Source organism: Candidatus Zixiibacteriota bacterium (assembly GCA_016933955.1).
GTDB lineage: Bacteria > Zixibacteria > MSB-5A5 > GN15 > PGXB01 > JAFGTT01.
Window position 1 is genome coordinate 118077 of the sequence record JAFGTT010000019.1, and the last position, 16780, is coordinate 134856.

Here is a 16780-nt window from a genome sequence, read left to right on the forward strand (position 1 = left end):
AGGCGACGATAAAAATCGCCGCCCTTGCCCGTCGGACGCCGGATTATTAATCCGGCGTCTATTTTTTTGCCAGATTATCGGCCAGTTTTTTATCCAGATTATTTTTATTGGTTGCCAGGCTAACCAGCCAGACGGCCAAAAGCGACATAATGAAAGCCGGGGCCAACTCGTAAACCAGGCCTGTCAACTGCGGTGTGAAATGCCAGATTATGACGGTTATGGTGCCTACCAGCATTCCCGCCAGGACTCCCTCGCGGGTGGTTTTCCGCCACCACAGAGTCAACAGCAGGGGCGGTCCGAAAGCCGATCCGAGTCCGGACCAGGCAAAACTGACCATTTTGAATACCAGCTCGGATGAGAAATAGGCAATAAGAAAGGCGGCCACACCGACACAGAAGGTTATTAATCTGGAAACCGTAACAAGTTTTTCTTCGGTTGCTTTTTTATCGATAAAATTGTGATAAATATCCTCGGCCACAGCCGAGGTGGCTACCAGGAGCTGGCTGTCCGCAGTTGACATCATGGCCGCGATGGCGCCGGAAATGAGAAGTCCGGCAACCCACCCGGGAAGAAGCTGGGTGGCCATCATCGGCATAACCTTCTCCTGATCGGCAATGCCGCCGGCGTTGAAATGAACCACCGCAAACAGGCCGATAAACATGGCTCCCCAGAAAGCCAGAACCGCCCAGCTGATTCCGATTACCGCCCCCTGGCGGAGTTTCTCCGGATCTTTGATAGCCATAAAGCGGGCCAGCAGGTGAGGTTGGCCCATATAGCCCAAGCCCCAGGCCAGGCCGGAAATGATCGATAAAGCCGCCCAGAGGCCGGTATTACCGCCCAGCAGGGTTAGATGATCAACATGGGTTGAGGCTATGAAAACGGTGATTTTTTCCCATCCGCCGAGTTCAATAAGAGCGACTACCGGTAGCAAAACCAGGGTGAACAACATCAGTATCGATTGAAAAAAATCGGTCCAGGCAACCGCCCAAAAGCCCCCCATGATAGTGTAAAAAAGAATCATTATAGCCCCGATTATCATCCCCCAGGTATGGGGAATTCCGAAGGTGGCGTTAAGGACTTTGCCGGCCCCGTCGAACTGGGCACAGACATAAAATGTGAAGAAGAAAACGATTATCAGGGTTCCCAGGGTTCTGACCGTCCTGGTGGTATCATTGAATTTATTTTCGAAGTATTCCGGGATGGTCAGTGCGAAATTGGCTTCCGATTCGATTCGCAAACGGCGGGAGATGAACATCCATGAAAAAAGTATCCCCGAGGTACATCCGATGACCACCCATAATTCCGACAATCCGGAGGCGAAAACGACACCCGGGAGACCCAGCAGTAGCCAGGCGGATTCTCCCGAGGCGCGCTCGGAGAAGGTAATCACCCAGACTCCCAGCCGGCGTCCCGCCAGGACATAGTCGGCAATAGACTTGTTGAATCTAAAAGTCAAAAAACCGATAATAAGCAGGGTAACCAGATAGAGAATGAAGCCGATCAGAATGGCATTCATCGATCTATCCTCCTTCGGCCGGTAATAATATAGAAGATAATTCCGATTGCCACCAGTACCACCGGGGGGACAAAGACCCAGAAATATGTCCAGAATTCCATTATTACTCTGACTCCATTAAATCATAAAAACCCGATTAAAAGGTATCGGGGAATAGTCATTTAAAACTCGGATTATTTTATTTTTCAAAAAAATATAATCCCAAACTTTCAAAAAGACCAGAAAAAGTGATCCGGTCAAGCCGATTTTTATTTCATATCGACAAATAGCCTGTTCACCTGCCTTCAGAATCGTGATGTTCGAATTTTATGCAAGATTTTTAAATTTCGGCCGATAAAATCAGCAGGGGGTAGAAATGCGAACGGGAATTATGCTAAGGCCGCAACTTACTGTTGGTAAGTTAAAAGGCAACCTGATCCTAGTTGCTCTGATTATTCTTCTAACCGCCATGGTTACCGCCGGCGGTATTTTTTTTCTCCTGAGATTCTACATATCGGATCCAATCACCGTCATTATTCTCTCCGAGCTGGGCGGACTGGTCCTGGCCCTTTTACCAGCGTATCTTTTTAATCGTCATTTTAATCGTCCCCGGACCGGTCTTTCGGAAAAAATCCGGAAAATCGGGGAGGGGCGGTTCGAAGAGCCGATTGATCTGGATCGGGAGGAAATTTTCAGCGATATTGCCGAATCGGTAAATTTCGCCAATCGTAATTTGATGGACAAATTCCAGTCGATTGTCAAAAATACCAATCGCCTGGCGGCTGTCGAGGAAGAGCTTTCATCAAGATTCAGGCCGCGAAACTCAACCGATGATTACACCAAGAATCTTGTGTATCAGCTGAAAATCTGCACCAGCCGTTTGAGAAACGATTTGAGCGATTTATCTATCGGTAAGAGCAACGGGATTGACATTTAGGTTTAACCTGTAAAGGTATGACTTAATCATCGATATCTTTGTAAAGCAGGGTTCCATTATCTCCGCAGATATAAATCCTGTTATCCGCCCGGCTGATCTTCCGGAGATCGGAAGCGGTTCCGCTGGCTTCCGGTATCCAATTATGACCGCCATCATCGGTGAACAAAATTTCACCCTTGGGGCCGATAGCATAGGCCCTCAACGAATCCAGCATCAATACATCGAATAGTGACATTGCCGTAGGAATAATATTAAGTGCGGTCCATTTTTTGCCGCCATCATCGGTTACAGCCAGAAATCCGCCCATTCCCAGGGCGATTCCGTTATTGCCATAAATGGCGATTCCGCGCGGAGCAGTTCGGGTCGGAATTCTAATTTCGGTCCAGTGCTGACCTCTGTCCGGTGACATGAAAATTCGGTTATTTTCACTAAAAAATATTCTGCCATCGGGAGTGGTGACAATATCGAGAAAATTCAGGCCTTTCAACCCGAGATCATGCCATGTTATCCCGCCATCCTCGGTTTTGAAAGCGATTCCCTGGTTGCCTTTATCGGTAACGGTGTAATTACCGATGGCCAGGCCGATCCGATCATTCAGAAAAGCAATATCATTCAACAGAATGTTGCCGTTCAGGGTATCCTGTGACCAGGTTTGTCCGGAATCGGTGGTTTTATGAAGAATACCCCCGGAGCCGATCGCAAAACCGTCCCGGCCATTATCGAGGAAAAAAACATTTTTAAGCAGACATCCGGTTTCGGTTAAGGTGAAGCGCCACCCCGTGCTGTCGGCCATAGCCGAAACGATCAGGCCGTTTTCCGTTACCAGGTAGCCATCCCGATTGGATCTGAAAAACATCCCGTTGAAGTCTTTGCGAATTTTGTTATTTATGCGATACCAGTCTGAAGAATACAATGGCGGAATCGTAATTATAAATAACAGAAGAAGGATAATAACTGTTCTCATTTATGAAGCCTTAACAAATGGTCGTTATTAGTTATTGAAAAGAGCTATGTTTTATAATATTTTATACTCTTATAAAAGCGATTTTATCGGGAAAAGTCAAATTGAATGACAACAGCAGTATAGTCGAATTGGTTGATGTCTCGCTGGCCAATCCGGGCGGTCGGGAAATCTTCTCCGAGATGAATTTCACTCTGACGGCGGGCGAGACGGCCGTGATTGTCGGTCAAACTGGATCAGGGAAGACTTCGCTGGTGGAAATGCTGATCGGGTATAAGCGGCCGGATTCCGGGATAGTCAGAGTATTCGGGAGGAATATCAATTTATCGAGTGAAGGGCAGATTGGTTTGATCAGGAAAAAGATAGGGGGTGTGGGGGGGATTTTCCGGACTGTGGATCATCTTTCGGTCTATGAGAATTGTCTTTTGCCGCTGCTTCTGAATGGTGAAAAAACCTCGGTTTCCAGGCCAAAAGTCATGCAAATTCTAACCCAGTTCAATCTCCTGAATAAAAAGGGCGAAAATGCGGGAAACCTGTCGCGGGGCGAAAGAGTCCTGCTTATGCTGGGGCGGGCGCTGGCGGCTAATCAGCCACTGTTGCTGATCGATGAACCTCTGGCCGGATTGGTCGAATCGACATCATCAATGGTTCTTAAGCGTATCCAGAGACTGGCCGTTTCGGGGCACAGCCTGATTATTCTGACCACGGGACAAACCGGGCTGGCGATTTCGGGAAGCAGGGAATATCACATAAGTGATGGGAAATTAAAATGAGCCGCCTTTTTTACGTGATAAAGAAAGCTATCACCAATATCGTCAGGCGGCCATTATCGGCGTTCACCTCGCTTCTCTCTCTTCTGTTATTATTTTTGATGCTGGATATGGTCTGGATTTCGGCTCTTTCGGTTAATAATTACCTGGGTCAGCTCGAGGAAAAAATCGATATGGAAATCTTCCTCGATGACGCCTTGCCGGATTCGGCTGCCGTCTATGTGCTGGATGCCATTCGTAATACCGATGGGGTGGCGGCGCTGGAATATGTTACCAAGGAAAACGCGCGGGACAGACTGCTGGCGATGATGGGGACGGATCTACTGGATGGACTCGGCGAAAATCCTTTGCCGCGTTCAGTTAACCTGACGTTTGATCATGCCCATCTCAACAGTAATTATCTGGAACAACTCGAGATCAACTTTAGAAGACTTCAGGGAGTAGCCGAGATTTTTTACCCGAGGGTCTGGCTGGAGAAAATCGAATATACCGCCGGCCTGACATTCAGAGTTTCGATTTTTCTGAGTATCGCCATATCCCTGGCGGTGGTTCTTAATCTGCTTCATTCGATCCGCCTGTCGGTTCGAACGCGTCAGCAGGAACTGCATCAAATGGGTTTTCTCGGTGCCGGGCGGTTTTTTATGTCTTTTCCTTACCTTGCTGAGGGTACTTTTTATGCCCTGGTGGCGGCGGCGGCCGGATGGCTGGCGATTTTTTATGGGAAAGCATACCTGACCTTTCAAAGTTTTGAAATTCTCCTGCCGGCCCGTGATGAAATACTTTTATTTTGCCTGGTAGCGGCATTTATCGGAACAGTGTGCGGTTATCTGGGACTGAGACGGGCTTTATGAAGTATGGTGGGGAAAAAATCATCCTTCTTTTTTTGGCGATTCTGCCGGTAATCATATCTGGTTATGGCCAGCCCGCTCGGGCCGATGACATTCTCAATCAAAAGCAGGAACTGGAAAAAATAAAAGATGAAATAGACAATACCCGCAAAAATCTCGATTCGCTCCGGAATGTCGAAAAAAACGTTCTGAAGGAAATCTCCGAAGCCGAGCAACGAGCCTCGATGAACAAAACGGTCATACAGCGACTGAATAATCAGCTGGCTTCCCTGAGAAAGGATATCGATCATTCCAAAGAGCAACTTCAATCCTCGGAAGAACATTACAGAAACTCACGCGGGCGTTATATTTATAATCTGAAGTACTATTATCTGGGGGTGAGGTTGCCTGAAGGCGGTCCCGGCCATAAGATTGACGATGAGAAAAAGGCCTTCGAAAAAAGGCTGTACCTTCAATCGCTGGCGGCATACGATAAGAATGAAATGACCCGGGCCTCGAAGTATTTGACTGAGGCGGAGAATTCCTATGCCGATCTGGTCGATCGGGAGAAATCGGTGGATAATGTCCGGGCTCAAAAACGCAGTGAGTACACCATCATTACCTCTCAAAAGGACAAAAAAGAGCGAACCCTGACTAATATCCGCCGTAAGAAAGAGGATGAAGCTGATCGGCTGGTTACTCTCTCCGAAGCGGCCCGGCAGATGGAGGAACTGATTGAACATTTGGAGTTGGCCCGGATGGAGCGGGAAAAGTCGAGCCGTCCGATGCAATTTGAATATAAAACCGGCAATTTTGATTCATACAAGGGTTCTCTGATGGCTCCGGTCAAGGGAACGGTGGTCGGGAGTTTCGGCTGGAAAACCGACAAGATTACCAATTTGAAATCATATTCGCCCGGGATCGAAATCAAGGGCAAAAAAGGAGCTCCGGTACTGGCCGCCGCCAGGGGCGTAGTGGCCTATATCGGAAGCCTGAGAGGTTATGGCAATTTCGTGATTGTAGAACATGAGGACGGCTATTACACCACCTATTCCGGACTGGAGCAGTTGACGGTGGTGGCCAATCAGATTGTCGGTCGGGACGAACGGTTGGGGATAGCTTCCGATGGGACAGTGAAATTCGAATTACGGCAGGGGCGAACACCTCTTGATCCCGTGGAGTGGATTAGACTTGACTCCTTTAAATGATCTTTACGGACAGGATGTCTTCAAGAAAATAATCCGGAATTCCTTCAATCGGGACCGGATCGCGTCGACCTATCTTTTTTACGGCGATGAGGGGGTCGGTAAATGGGCCGGAGGAATTGCTCTGGCCGCCCTGCTCAATTGCGAGAAACCAGTTGTGGATGAAACAGGGAACGTTTTTGATGCCTGTGGTGAATGTCGCAATTGCCGCCAGATATCGGGTTATAATTTTGCGGAAATGTATTTCGCGGTTCCACTACCGCCGCATCGCAATGCCGCCGAGGAAGTCGATTTGACCCTGGAATACCTGAAATTGAAAAAAAAAGAACCCTATCATATTGTATCATCCACCCGGCAGTTGACCATACCCATCAGTATGGCCCGCGAAATCAAACGCCGGACTGCGATCATGCCACCCCGGGGCGTGAAACGGGTCATCATTTTCGACCAGATGGAAAAAATGCTGGCGGCCTCGGCCGATTCGCTTTTGAAGCTGATTGAGGAACCTCCTCCGGAAACGGTTATAATTTTGACCGCCCGGGATCCGGAACATTTGCTTCCGACTATCCAGTCGCGGGCTCAGAAAATACGGTTCAAACCAATTGGAGTTGAGGAAATATCGGATTATTTGAAAGCCGGATATGATCTGCCGGATGAAAAAGCCGGCTTTTATGCCCGGCTGGCCAGGGGTTCGATCGGAAGAGCGATAACCTCGATAGAAAATGAAAATGAATCATCTCTTCGGCAAACCGCCTTTCTGGTATTTAAAGGATTGTTTACCCGGGATAATCCATCATCGGCGGCGATTGCCTGTGAATTTATCAACCCCAATGACCGGGGCGAGACCGAACGGGTTCTGACCTGGTGGCAGTCATTTTTAAGCGATATAATCCGTCTTAAGTTTGGCCGGGATTCATCCGCAATTGTGAATAATGATTATGGCCCGGAACTGGGGAAAATGGGCGATCGGGTTACTCAAGGAGATGGTTTCAGCCGTATGTTAAATGATATAAAGGAAACAACGCTTTCGTTAAGGCGGAATGTGCATATCAAGCCGGCGGTGGTAAAGCTGGTTTTTAATTTGCGCCGATATCTTGATCAATCGGCTTGACAGTTTCGCCCGATTGCTTAATTTAGATATTTTGAGGTAACCATATGTCGGATTTATACCTTGTCGAATTCAAAGGGAATCGCAGGGAATTTTATAATAATACCTATTATCATTCACTTCGATTGAACGAACCGGTAATTGTTGAAGCGGAGCGGGGTGAAGACGCCGGGATATTGAGAAAGAAGATCGAGGCCGAGGTCAAATTACCCGATGAGGAAAAACCGCGCTCGATTTTAAGACCGGCCAGCGAGGAAGACAGACGCAAAATTGCGGAGAATCGTACCGATGAACAGGATGCCTGGGATAAGGCCCAGAAACTTATAGAGAAACATAAGCTGGAAATGAAGCTGATCGATATTGAATACCAGTATGACCGTAATAAATTGACCTTTTTCTTTACGGCTGAACACCGGGTGGATTTCCGTGCCCTGGTTCGGGATCTGGCGGCAGTTTATCGGACCAGGATCGAGTTGCGGCAGATCGGTGTCCGCGATGAGGCCAAACGTGTGGGGGGGCTGGGAATTTGCGGCTTGCAACTGTGTTGTTCATCATTTTTACGAAAGTTTGACCCCATTTCAACTCAGGATGCGCGGATTCAGGGTTTATCGCTCAATCCTTCAAAGATATCGGGCAATTGCGGCCGTCTTCTGTGCTGTCTCAAGTATGAGACGGATTTTTATACTTACGTAAGGGAGAATTATCCCGAGATCGGCGATAAGTTTGTAACCGCGCGCGGGGAAGGAGTGGTGGACAGGATTAATGTGTTTGACGATTATATGATAATAAAATTCGAGGATGGTGAGGAAGAGACTGTTCACGGACTGGCGCTGCGAAAACAACGCCGGCTGAAGGAATCGCAATTCAGTCAATGGCTTGAAATTCTGGAAAAGAGCAACAAAAAATAGTCGGAGGAAAACAGTGCCGAAACCGTTTTATATTACAACCCCCATTTACTATGTCAATGATCGTCCGCATATCGGACATTCATATACAACCATCGCCGCCGACCTGCTGACCCGTTTTCAGCGTCTTAAAGGTCGCGAGGCCTTTTTTCTGACAGGTACCGATGAGCATGGTAATAAAGTTGCCGAAGCCGCGGCCGCCAGTGGATTGGCGCCCCAGGAATTCTGTGACCGGGTGGTTCGTCAATATGAAAAAGCCTGGAAAGCTCTTTCGATCGAATATGACGATTTTATCAGAACCACTCAGGATCGGCATATCAGGGCCCTTGAAAAAATCATGATGGTTCTTAAGAATGCCCGAACACCATCGGGAGAAGATGTAATATATTCCGGGACCTATGAAGGCCTTTACTGCATCGGTTGCGAAAAATTCTTGACCGATAAAGAACTGGTCAATGGATTATGTCCCGACCATAAGAAAGCACCGACAACGCTCAAGGAAAAAAACTACTTTTTCCGTCTCAGCGCCTATCTGGATAAACTCTGGGAAATCATTGAAAAGAATGAAATGCTGATTCTCCCCGAGGAACGCCGCCGCGAGGTCCTAGGGCTGTTCAAACAGGGCCTGGCCGATTTTTCCATCTCCCGCGAAAAAGTTACCTGGGGTATTCCGTTACCTTTCGATAAAAGCCAGCATGCCTATGTCTGGATCGATGCCCTTTTCAATTATATCACCGGGATCGGTTACGGAGCCGATGAAAAGAAATTCCGGAAATGGTGGTATGATTCGGAGTCAATTCACCTGATGGCTAAGGATATCCTTAAATTTCACTGCATCTTCTGGCCGGCCATGCTGATGGCGGCCGGATTGCCATTGCCCAAAAAGATTTTTCTGCATGGCTTTTTTACCGTGGACGGTGAAAAAATGTCCAAGTCGCTTGGTAATCAGATCGACCCGATTGAGATGGTGGAGCAGTTCGGAGCGGATGCCACGCGATACCTGTTGTTGACGCAATATCCTTTCGGGGCCGATGGTGATATTCAGCAGTCGCGATTTATCACCAAGTACAACAGCGATCTGGCCAATGATCTGGGGAATCTGGTATCCCGAGTGGCCAAAATGATCCTGGCCAATTTCGACGGCAAGTTACCGGGACCGAGCGATAAACTGGAGGGAGCCCGAGAATTGATCGAACAGGCGGAGTTACTCTCGGAAGCAGTCAATGATCATCTTCATAATTTTCGTATCGGTTCGGCCATCGACAATACCATGAACCTGATTCGCCAGACCAATCGGTTTTTTGATACCAATGCCCCTTGGAAGCTGGTCAAAGATAATAAAATGAAAGAAGCCGGGGGGGTTCTTTATACCTGCAGCGAAATTCTCCGGATTGTCTCGATTCTTATTTATCCGATCATGCCGGGTAAAGCGCTGGAGATTTTGTCGATCTTCGGGCTGGATGAAAAAGAATTGAACATGGATACCGCCAGAACCTTTTTCAATCTGAAACCGGGGGAGCCGGTCATATTCAAAGATGCCATATTCCCCAGGCTGAAAGACAAAAAGCAAGAAAAAGCGGATACCCAGGCGGTTGGCAGTAGTGATGGTCTGATCGATATATCCGAATTCGGGCAATTGCAACTGGTCGTGGCCGAGGTGCTCCGGGCCGAAGCAGTCGAGGGGGCCGATAAGCTTTTAAAACTTCAGATAAATGTCGGATCGGATACCCGGCAGATAGTGGCCGGGATAGCCCAATTTTACAAACCGGAACAGATGGTCGGGAAAAAGATTGTGGTGATCAAAAATTTGAAACCGGCCAAAATCCGTGGTGTGGAATCTTACGGTATGCTGCTGGCGGCCAAAAAGGGTAAAGACCTGTTTCTGGTTATCCCGGAGGGTGATCTCCCGGCCGGAGCGACAATCAGCTGATGATTGATTCTCACTGTCATCTCGATTTCAAGGAATTCAACGGGCGGCAGGAGCAGATTATTAAGGATGCTCTCACTGCAGGAGTCCATACCCTGATCAATATTGGGGCGGATCTTGATACTTCGAGAAATTCGGTCGATCTGGCTAATAAATATGAATGTGTCTATGCCGCGGTTGGAGTACATCCCCATGATGCCCGAAAATATAATGGGCAAACGGATATCGAGTTGATACAGCTGTCGGAGAATAAGAGAGTGGTGGCAATCGGGGAGATAGGTTTGGATTTTTATCGCGATCTTTCGCCCCGAGACCAGCAAAAAAGGATTTTTCGCCGTCAGCTCGATATCGCCATCGACAGAAAACTCCCGGTGGTAATACATTCTCGTGATTCGTTTCGCGAAACGGTGGATATTATAAAGGAGTACACCGGACGATTGATCGGCGCTGTTTTTCATTGTTTTCCTGGTACGGTTCGTGATGCCAGGGAAGTTATTGATCTCGGTTGTAATATCGGGATCGGCGGGGTGGTGACATATCCGGGATCAAAAATGGCCCAGGTGGCGGCCGAAATTCCACTGGAATCAATGCTACTGGAAACCGATTGTCCTTATCTTACGCCGATTCCGTACCGGGGTAAAACCAATCAGCCGGCCTATCTCAGTTACATAAGGGATGAAATCGCGGAGGTTCGTGGAATCAGTCCGCAGGAAGTGGACAAAATCACCGACCGCAACAGCCGGAAGTTTTATCGTCTGGTGGAAGTTTTTGGGGGGTGAAATAATTTGCCCGGGCAGAAACCTCAAAAAAAATTCTCGCAGAATTTTTTGGCCGATAAAAAGATCGCAGACCGGATTGTGGCCCTTCTCGATACCACGCCTGACGATGTCATTTTTGAGATCGGCAGTGGCCGGGGAACTCTGACCAAACTTATCGCTGAATCCGGGGCCAGGGTTTTCTCTTTCGAACTGGATCGCAGGCTGATCGATGATCTGAATAAAAAATTCGACAACTGCGAGAATGTCAGAATTGTCAACGGAGATTTTCTCCGGGTCGAGCCCGGGGATTACTACTCAGGTAAATTTAAACTGATCGGCAATATTCCCTACGATATCACTTCGCCGCTGATAGACTGGATTATCAGGTTTCGAGAAAGAATCGTCCGGGCGGTGATTACTACCCAAAAAGAACTGGGGGATAGAATCAGTTCTCATCCGGGAAGCCGTGATTGGGCGCCGATCGCTGTTTTTTGCCAGTGTTTTTTTGAGATAAAAACAGTGATGACTATTCCTCCTTCAGCCTTTTATCCGCCGCCCAGGGTGATCTCATCGGCTCTGATATTCGAACCCCGGACATCACCGGAGATTTCAGACCGAGAAACATTCGAGCTGATCGTCCGCCGCGCTTTCAAACAGCGCCGTAAATTGCTGGTTAACAACCTGGACGGGTTTGAGGGTTTGGATAGAAAAAGTGTCGAACTTATTCTGGATAGCCTGGGAATCGACCCGAAAAGCCGGGCCGAACAGCTTGGAATCGGGGATTTTATTGCCCTGTCGGAAGCTATCACATCGGCAAAATTATCTTGAAGGAAATTTCTAAAAAGACTACCTTTCGGGTAAAATCGGGAGGATATTATGCCATCAGTTTCAATCAAAGTGGATTATGCCGCCTCTTTGCGAAATATACGGGGATTCAAAGAACCGGATCCTTCTCATGCCGCGGTGATAGCCGAAATTGCGGGAGCCGACGGTATCTGCTGTCATCTGCGGGAGGATCGGCGGCATATTCGCGATCGGGATATCTACATCCTTAAGGAAGTCACTCGAACCAGATTCATTCTTCAGATCGCCCCGATCAGTGAAATGATTGAACGGGCGATAGAAGTGAAACCGGCCCTGGTCACTCTGATGCCTTTTTGTCCTGACGAAGCCTATATCGAAAACGGAATTGATCTGGAGGCTAACCGAGATCAATATGCCGAGACGGCGGAAGGACTTATGGCCGAGGACATACCGGTCGCTTATTTTATTGATCCCGACAGTAGTGCGGTTAAAGATGCCGCGCGGGTCAAGGCGGCCGCGGTGGAACTCAATACTATCCATTATGCCACGGCCAAAACGGTGGAGAACGCCGATACAGAACTGGATCGGCTGGATCAGATGGCCCAGCTGGCGGCCAAACTGGGGATGACAGTTCGTTGCGGTAATGGATTAAATTATAAAAATATCATGCCCCTGATCGAGTTGGGAGTTTTCAATGATTTTGCCCTTGGCCATGCCGTTATCAGCCGGGGATTGATGGTTGGACTGGATCGGGCGGTCAGAGAACTGGTCGAGATGATCCATCGGCCGGTTGTGGAATAAAGGAACCACTCCCCGTAAATCCGATGATTGATAACAACGCTGGATATAAGACAGTATCGCTGGTCATTCCCGATCAGGCCGCCGGTGAACGACTTGATCGCTATCTGGGTCATATGGAAGGAATTGAACTGACCCGGAGTAAAATCCAGAAGCTGGTCGAGGATGGTCTGGTGATGGTTGATAATTACCCCGCCGGACACAACCAGAAGCTCAAAGGCGGTGAAATTATCATTATCAATATACCGCCGACTCCTGTTTCTGATATTCGGGGCGAAGAAATCCCGCTCGATATTGTCTATGAAGATGAATATCTGATAGTTGTCAATAAGCCGGCGGGAATGGTGACTCATCCGGGGGCCGGTAATTTCTCAGGGACGCTGGTTAATGCTGTCTTGCACCATACCGAGCGGATTTCTAATGTCCAGGGGCGGGAACGGGCCGGAATAGTCCACCGCCTTGACAGAAATACTTCCGGCCTAGTGATGATTGCCCGCGATGACAAAACGCATCTTGCGCTTCAAAAGCAACTGAAAGAACGCCGGGTCGAAAAAACGTATTTGGCCATTGTCTGCGGCCATATGAAAGAAGAAACCGGGATTATTGATTTACCGATAGGTCGTTCACTTAAAGACCGCAAGAAAATGGCCGTGACTTATCAGCATTCCCGTCCGGCCCGAACCGAATATCGCCTTCTGGAACGGTTTCGACTGTATGACTTCCTGGAGATAAAGCTTGAAACCGGACGGACGCATCAAATACGCGTGCATTTTTCACATCTTGGTCATCCTCTTCTGGGTGATCCCGAATACGGCGGGCGGACCAAATGGCACCGGGGAATTTATTCGGCCGATAAAATTATTGCCGAAAAAGCCCTTGCCATGATTGACCGGCAGGCTCTTCATGCCGGAACGCTGGGATTTACTCATCCGGTGACAGGTAAAATATTGAAATTTAATTCTCCTCTCCCCGGGGATATGGCGAAACTGCTGGATTATCTGAGAACCGAAGGGGCATAAAAAAACGCCGGGCGAACATCCCGGCGTTTCACGGCAATTCAATAGCCGGCCTATTCAATAACCGGTTCGATCAATTCGATATTGGTGACCTGACCGAAATCATCCAAAGATCTATCATAATCATCGGGATTACCAACCACAACCAGCGTAAGTGAATCCGGTTTCAAGTATTCGATGGCGACTCTTTTTATATCATCCATAGTAACCTGTCGATAATAATCCAGGTATCGTTGGTAGTAGTCTGGCGGGTAGCCATTAAATTCCAGTGAAATCATGTTATTTATTATCTCGCCGGAGTTATCAAAATTGAAAATGAAGCGGTTGATAGTAGCCTCGCGGGCTTCATCGAGTTCAACGTCAGTAACACCCTCGTCGCGAATTTTCCGAATTTCATTCAGCATCAAACCGATAGCCTTATGAGCGGTCGCGCTTTTGGTCTGGCAATAGGCCTCAAAGGTCCCAAAGTCGCGGTTGCCGGTATTGTATCGGGAACCGACCGAATAAGCCAGACCTTCATCGGAACGAACAGTCGATGTCAAACGGGAGGTGAAGGAGCCGGCCCCGAGAATATAGTTCAAAAGGTCGATAGCATAGCGATCGGGGTTATTCCGCTTGATACCCAAGTGGCCGAGAAGAATATAAGCCTGATTGATTTCTTTTTTTATCTGGAACACTCCGGGGTGAGAGGTATATAATACCGGTGGGTAATCCGGTAGAACCTGTCCGGATTTTTTCCAATCCCCGAGGTTTTTTTTCAATTTCTCGAGAACATCTTTTTTATTAAAATCGCCGGCGATCCCAATAATGATATTTTCCGGGACAAAGTACTTCCGATGGTACGAAACCAGGTCATCACGGGTAATATCCCTTACGATAGGCCATTCCTGGATGTGGCCATAAGGATGATCACCGTATATGATGTTGTCGAAATAGCGGCTGGAAATGCCGTGGGGATTGTCGTTTCGTCTTTTAATTTCGGTTTTGATATCTTCTTTGGCCAGGTCGATTTTATCCTGGGGAAAGGCCGGATGCCGCAGAAGATCGGAATATAATTTCAAACCGAATTCTGTATCACCGGAGAGAATACTCAGATTGGCCGTGCCGTTTTCCATCCCGATCCCGGTCTCAAGTGATCCCGCGATAAATTCCAGCAGGATATTCAGGGAATCGCCGCTGATGGTTTCGGTCCCCCCGGTACGCATTACCTGTCCGACCAGCCTCGAGAGCCCCTGTTTTTCGGAGGGGTCAAAGATATCGCCGCATCGGATAATCGTATAAAGGTTAAAAAGCGGAAGGGAATGATCCTCGTACAGGTAAACTACCAGGCCGTTGTCCATGACGATCCGATCGATATCCATGCCGATTTCGGGGATATTTAATTCGATGGGCTCGTATTTAAACGCCTCAATAATGGCCGCTCCACGGGACTTGCCGCTTCCGGCCTGACCATAAACTGCAATCGATATCAGCAGGATTGTTATTATAATTGCCGGTTTTTTTATCATGACCGTCATCTCCTCAGTACATTTTTCCGGCCGCCGCCGATGGTTTTTCGGATTCGGTTTTGACCAGATAGGCGACTGTTCTGTTTCGCCGGGTCAGGTATTTCCCTGCCACCCGCATAATATCCTCAGCTGTCACCTGGTTGATTCGTCGGTATGATTCCAGAAAATAACCCCAGTCGCCGGTCATCCCCTGGCTTCCTGACAGGCGCCAGGCCAGCCCCATATTGGAGTCTAAGGATCTAATCAGTGACGCCCGGGTTTGATTTTTGACCTTTTGCAGTTCCCACCCGGAAACCGGTTCGGTTTTTAGCCGCTCAATCTCCTGGTAAACGGCTTCTTCAAGTTCAGCAATGGTATGGTCTCCCATCGGGGTCAATGAACAGAAAAAAGCATCGGGATAACGAGAGGCCGAGGAGGAAGCGCTGACATTCCCCAGTTTCTTTTCTTTGATGTTCTTATAAAAGCGGCTGGTTCGCCCCATTGAAAGAATATTGGCGGTAACTTCCAGAGCCGCCTGATCGGGATGACCAATTCGGGGAGTCAACCAGCCGATATAGGCAATAGGATTGGCATCATATTCCACCGCGACCCGCCGTTCACCCTCCTGAGGTGCATCGACCGTCATGGTCGGCGGCGGCAGGGGAGGGGAGGGTATTTTCCCGAAATACCGTTTGCACAATTCGTAAACTTCATCGGCCCGGACATCACCCACAATTGCCGCTACGGCGTTGGCAGGTGTATAATGCGAACGGAAGTAATCCTCGACATCTTCCCGAGAAATACGAAGCAAATCCGACATCCATCCCACCACCGGCCACTCGTAAGGAGAAGCCCAGAACATGGTGGCATTGAAGGCTTCGATTAAGCGGCCTCGGGGATTGTTTTCCCCCAGACGGCGTTCTTCCATGACGACATCGCGTTCGGAGTAAAACTCACGAAAAATGTTATTCTGCATCCGGTCCGATTCCATGAAGGCCCAGAGTTCCAATTTATTTTTCGGCAGGGAAACATAGTAATTGGTGGCATCATTGCCGGTGGAAGCGTTCAGCCGGGTGCCGCCGTTCTTAAGGTAGGTTCCCCAAAGTTCGTCCTTGATAACATACTTTTTCTGTTCGGCCTGTACCGATGCAATTTGTTCCCGAAGTTCAAAATAGCGGCCTGAATCCGGCGGGTTGAGTGGATTTTGAAGTTTCACCTGTTCGGCAAACATCAGGGTGGCCAGGGAATCGATTCTGGCCATCAGGGGAATCTCGGCCTCATAGTCGGTTGTCCCCATAATTTTGCTTCCTTTGAACATCATATGTTCCAGAAGATGTGAAATTCCAGTAATTCCCGGCTGTTCATCGACTGATCCGGTGTTGAATCTGATTATCGCCGAAAAAACCGGAGCGGCCGGTTTTTCCAGCACCAAGACGGTCATTCCATTGTCCAGCGTGAATTTCCTGACGTCAAGTTCGATATCATCGGTCTGCGCGACCGCAGTTCCGAGTACCGGAAACAATAGGCTTATAAGAATTATCAGCGCCTTCCTCATGACAGGGCTCCTGTATTTTTAAAGATATTTTTGTTCTTAAGGCAGGTTATTATCATCAATTGAATTTATGGCAAATATAAGAGCAAGTCAATCCCTGTTCGGCTTTTTTCAATCAGGATATCGTGGCAATAATATCCAGTATACGATAAATCGAATAAGGCTGAGCGGCATATTCAACAATCCAATTATCTTGACATTGTTATAGGAGCATGTTAGTTTCCACCTAT

Annotated in this window: 15 protein-coding genes; 11 read left to right on the forward strand and 4 right to left on the reverse strand. The window is 48.2% G+C overall.

What is annotated here, in order from left to right:
* Positions 1–58 precede the first annotated feature (58 nt).
* Entirely contained in the window at positions 59–1516 is a 1458-nt protein-coding gene (locus JXQ28_07130; protein MBN2277502.1) for a sodium/proline symporter, read from the reverse strand.
* Positions 1517–1871: 355 nt separating this feature from the next.
* On the opposite strand from JXQ28_07130, the gene JXQ28_07135 reads away from it, so the two are divergent.
* Positions 1872–2432, forward strand: coding sequence for a methyl-accepting chemotaxis protein (locus tag JXQ28_07135; GenBank protein MBN2277503.1), 561 nt, complete (start codon positions 1872–1874; stop codon positions 2430–2432).
* 22 nt (positions 2433–2454) lie between these two features.
* Here JXQ28_07135 and JXQ28_07140 read toward each other — a convergent pair whose 3' ends face one another.
* On the reverse strand, positions 2455–3396 hold the full coding sequence (locus JXQ28_07140) for a hypothetical protein (GenBank protein ID MBN2277504.1): 942 nt from the start codon (positions 3394–3396) through the stop codon (positions 2455–2457).
* A gap of 101 nt (positions 3397–3497) precedes the next feature.
* Here JXQ28_07140 and JXQ28_07145 point away from each other — a divergent pair, with 101 nt between their 5' ends.
* The 10 genes from JXQ28_07145 to JXQ28_07190 are packed head-to-tail and all read left to right on the forward strand — an operon-like array spanning position 3498 to position 13514.
* Positions 3498–4166 (forward strand): ATP-binding cassette domain-containing protein, encoded by a 669-nt coding sequence (locus JXQ28_07145; protein MBN2277505.1) that lies wholly within the window; start codon positions 3498–3500, stop codon positions 4164–4166.
* On the forward strand, positions 4163–5014 hold the full coding sequence (locus JXQ28_07150) for a hypothetical protein (protein ID MBN2277506.1): 852 nt from the start codon (positions 4163–4165) through the stop codon (positions 5012–5014). Before JXQ28_07145 ends, JXQ28_07150 begins: the two co-directional genes overlap by 4 nt.
* Positions 5011–6198 (forward strand): peptidoglycan DD-metalloendopeptidase family protein, encoded by a 1188-nt coding sequence (locus JXQ28_07155; GenBank protein MBN2277507.1) that lies wholly within the window; start codon positions 5011–5013, stop codon positions 6196–6198. Before JXQ28_07150 ends, JXQ28_07155 begins: the two co-directional genes overlap by 4 nt.
* Positions 6182–7306: a hypothetical protein gene (locus JXQ28_07160; protein ID MBN2277508.1), complete on the forward strand. Its 1125-nt coding sequence runs from the start codon at positions 6182–6184 to the stop codon at positions 7304–7306. The genes JXQ28_07155 and JXQ28_07160 overlap by 17 nt, the downstream gene beginning before the upstream one ends.
* A gap of 44 nt (positions 7307–7350) precedes the next feature.
* On the forward strand, positions 7351–8211 hold the full coding sequence (locus tag JXQ28_07165; GenBank protein MBN2277509.1) for a hypothetical protein: 861 nt from the start codon (positions 7351–7353) through the stop codon (positions 8209–8211).
* A gap of 13 nt (positions 8212–8224) precedes the next feature.
* Positions 8225–10138 (forward strand): methionine--tRNA ligase, encoded by a 1914-nt coding sequence (metG, locus tag JXQ28_07170; GenBank protein ID MBN2277510.1) that lies wholly within the window; start codon positions 8225–8227, stop codon positions 10136–10138.
* Positions 10138–10914: a TatD family hydrolase gene (locus JXQ28_07175; protein MBN2277511.1), complete on the forward strand. Its 777-nt coding sequence runs from the start codon at positions 10138–10140 to the stop codon at positions 10912–10914. Before metG ends, JXQ28_07175 begins: the two co-directional genes overlap by 1 nt.
* 48 nt (positions 10915–10962) lie before the next feature.
* The gene (rsmA, locus tag JXQ28_07180; protein ID MBN2277512.1) at positions 10963–11721 is read left to right on the forward strand and encodes a ribosomal RNA small subunit methyltransferase A; all 759 of its coding nucleotides are present in this window, start codon (positions 10963–10965) and stop codon (positions 11719–11721) included.
* Between the two features lie 48 nt (positions 11722–11769).
* Positions 11770–12498 carry a pyridoxine 5'-phosphate synthase gene (locus tag JXQ28_07185; protein ID MBN2277513.1) on the forward strand — a complete coding sequence of 243 codons (729 nt, stop codon included), beginning with the start codon at positions 11770–11772 and terminating at the stop codon, positions 12496–12498.
* A 23-nt stretch (positions 12499–12521) separates the two neighbouring features.
* Positions 12522–13514 (forward strand): RluA family pseudouridine synthase, encoded by a 993-nt coding sequence (locus tag JXQ28_07190; protein ID MBN2277514.1) that lies wholly within the window; start codon positions 12522–12524, stop codon positions 13512–13514.
* A gap of 50 nt (positions 13515–13564) precedes the next feature.
* Here JXQ28_07190 and JXQ28_07195 read toward each other — a convergent pair whose 3' ends face one another.
* Together JXQ28_07195 and JXQ28_07200 are read right to left on the reverse strand one after the other, a co-directional pair.
* Complete coding sequence (locus JXQ28_07195; GenBank protein ID MBN2277515.1) at positions 13565–15019, reverse strand: insulinase family protein; 1455 nt, start codon at positions 15017–15019, stop codon at positions 13565–13567.
* A 13-nt stretch (positions 15020–15032) separates the two neighbouring features.
* Positions 15033–16553: an insulinase family protein gene (locus JXQ28_07200; protein MBN2277516.1), complete on the reverse strand. Its 1521-nt coding sequence runs from the start codon at positions 16551–16553 to the stop codon at positions 15033–15035.
* Positions 16554–16780: the final 227 nt, after the last annotated feature.

Bases quoted from the DNA above. Each gene is read 5' to 3' on its own strand.
- JXQ28_07130 (MBN2277502.1), bottom strand. From the start codon at position 1,516: ATGAATGCCATTCTGATCGGCTTCATTCTCTATCTGGTTACCCTGCTT.
- JXQ28_07135 (MBN2277503.1), top strand. From the start codon at position 1,872: ATGCGAACGGGAATTATGCTAAGGCCGCAACTTACTGTTGGTAAGTTA.
- JXQ28_07140 (MBN2277504.1), bottom strand. From the start codon at position 3,396: ATGAGAACAGTTATTATCCTTCTTCTGTTATTTATAATTACGATTCCG.
- JXQ28_07150 (MBN2277506.1), top strand. From the start codon at position 4,163: ATGAGCCGCCTTTTTTACGTGATAAAGAAAGCTATCACCAATATCGTC.
- JXQ28_07155 (MBN2277507.1), top strand. From the start codon at position 5,011: ATGAAGTATGGTGGGGAAAAAATCATCCTTCTTTTTTTGGCGATTCTG.
- JXQ28_07165 (MBN2277509.1), top strand. From the start codon at position 7,351: ATGTCGGATTTATACCTTGTCGAATTCAAAGGGAATCGCAGGGAATTT.
- JXQ28_07175 (MBN2277511.1), top strand. From the start codon at position 10,138: ATGATTGATTCTCACTGTCATCTCGATTTCAAGGAATTCAACGGGCGG.
- JXQ28_07185 (MBN2277513.1), top strand. From the start codon at position 11,770: ATGCCATCAGTTTCAATCAAAGTGGATTATGCCGCCTCTTTGCGAAAT.
- JXQ28_07190 (MBN2277514.1), top strand. From the start codon at position 12,522: ATGATTGATAACAACGCTGGATATAAGACAGTATCGCTGGTCATTCCC.
- JXQ28_07195 (MBN2277515.1), bottom strand. From the start codon at position 15,019: ATGATAAAAAAACCGGCAATTATAATAACAATCCTGCTGATATCGATT.
- JXQ28_07200 (MBN2277516.1), bottom strand. From the start codon at position 16,553: ATGAGGAAGGCGCTGATAATTCTTATAAGCCTATTGTTTCCGGTACTC.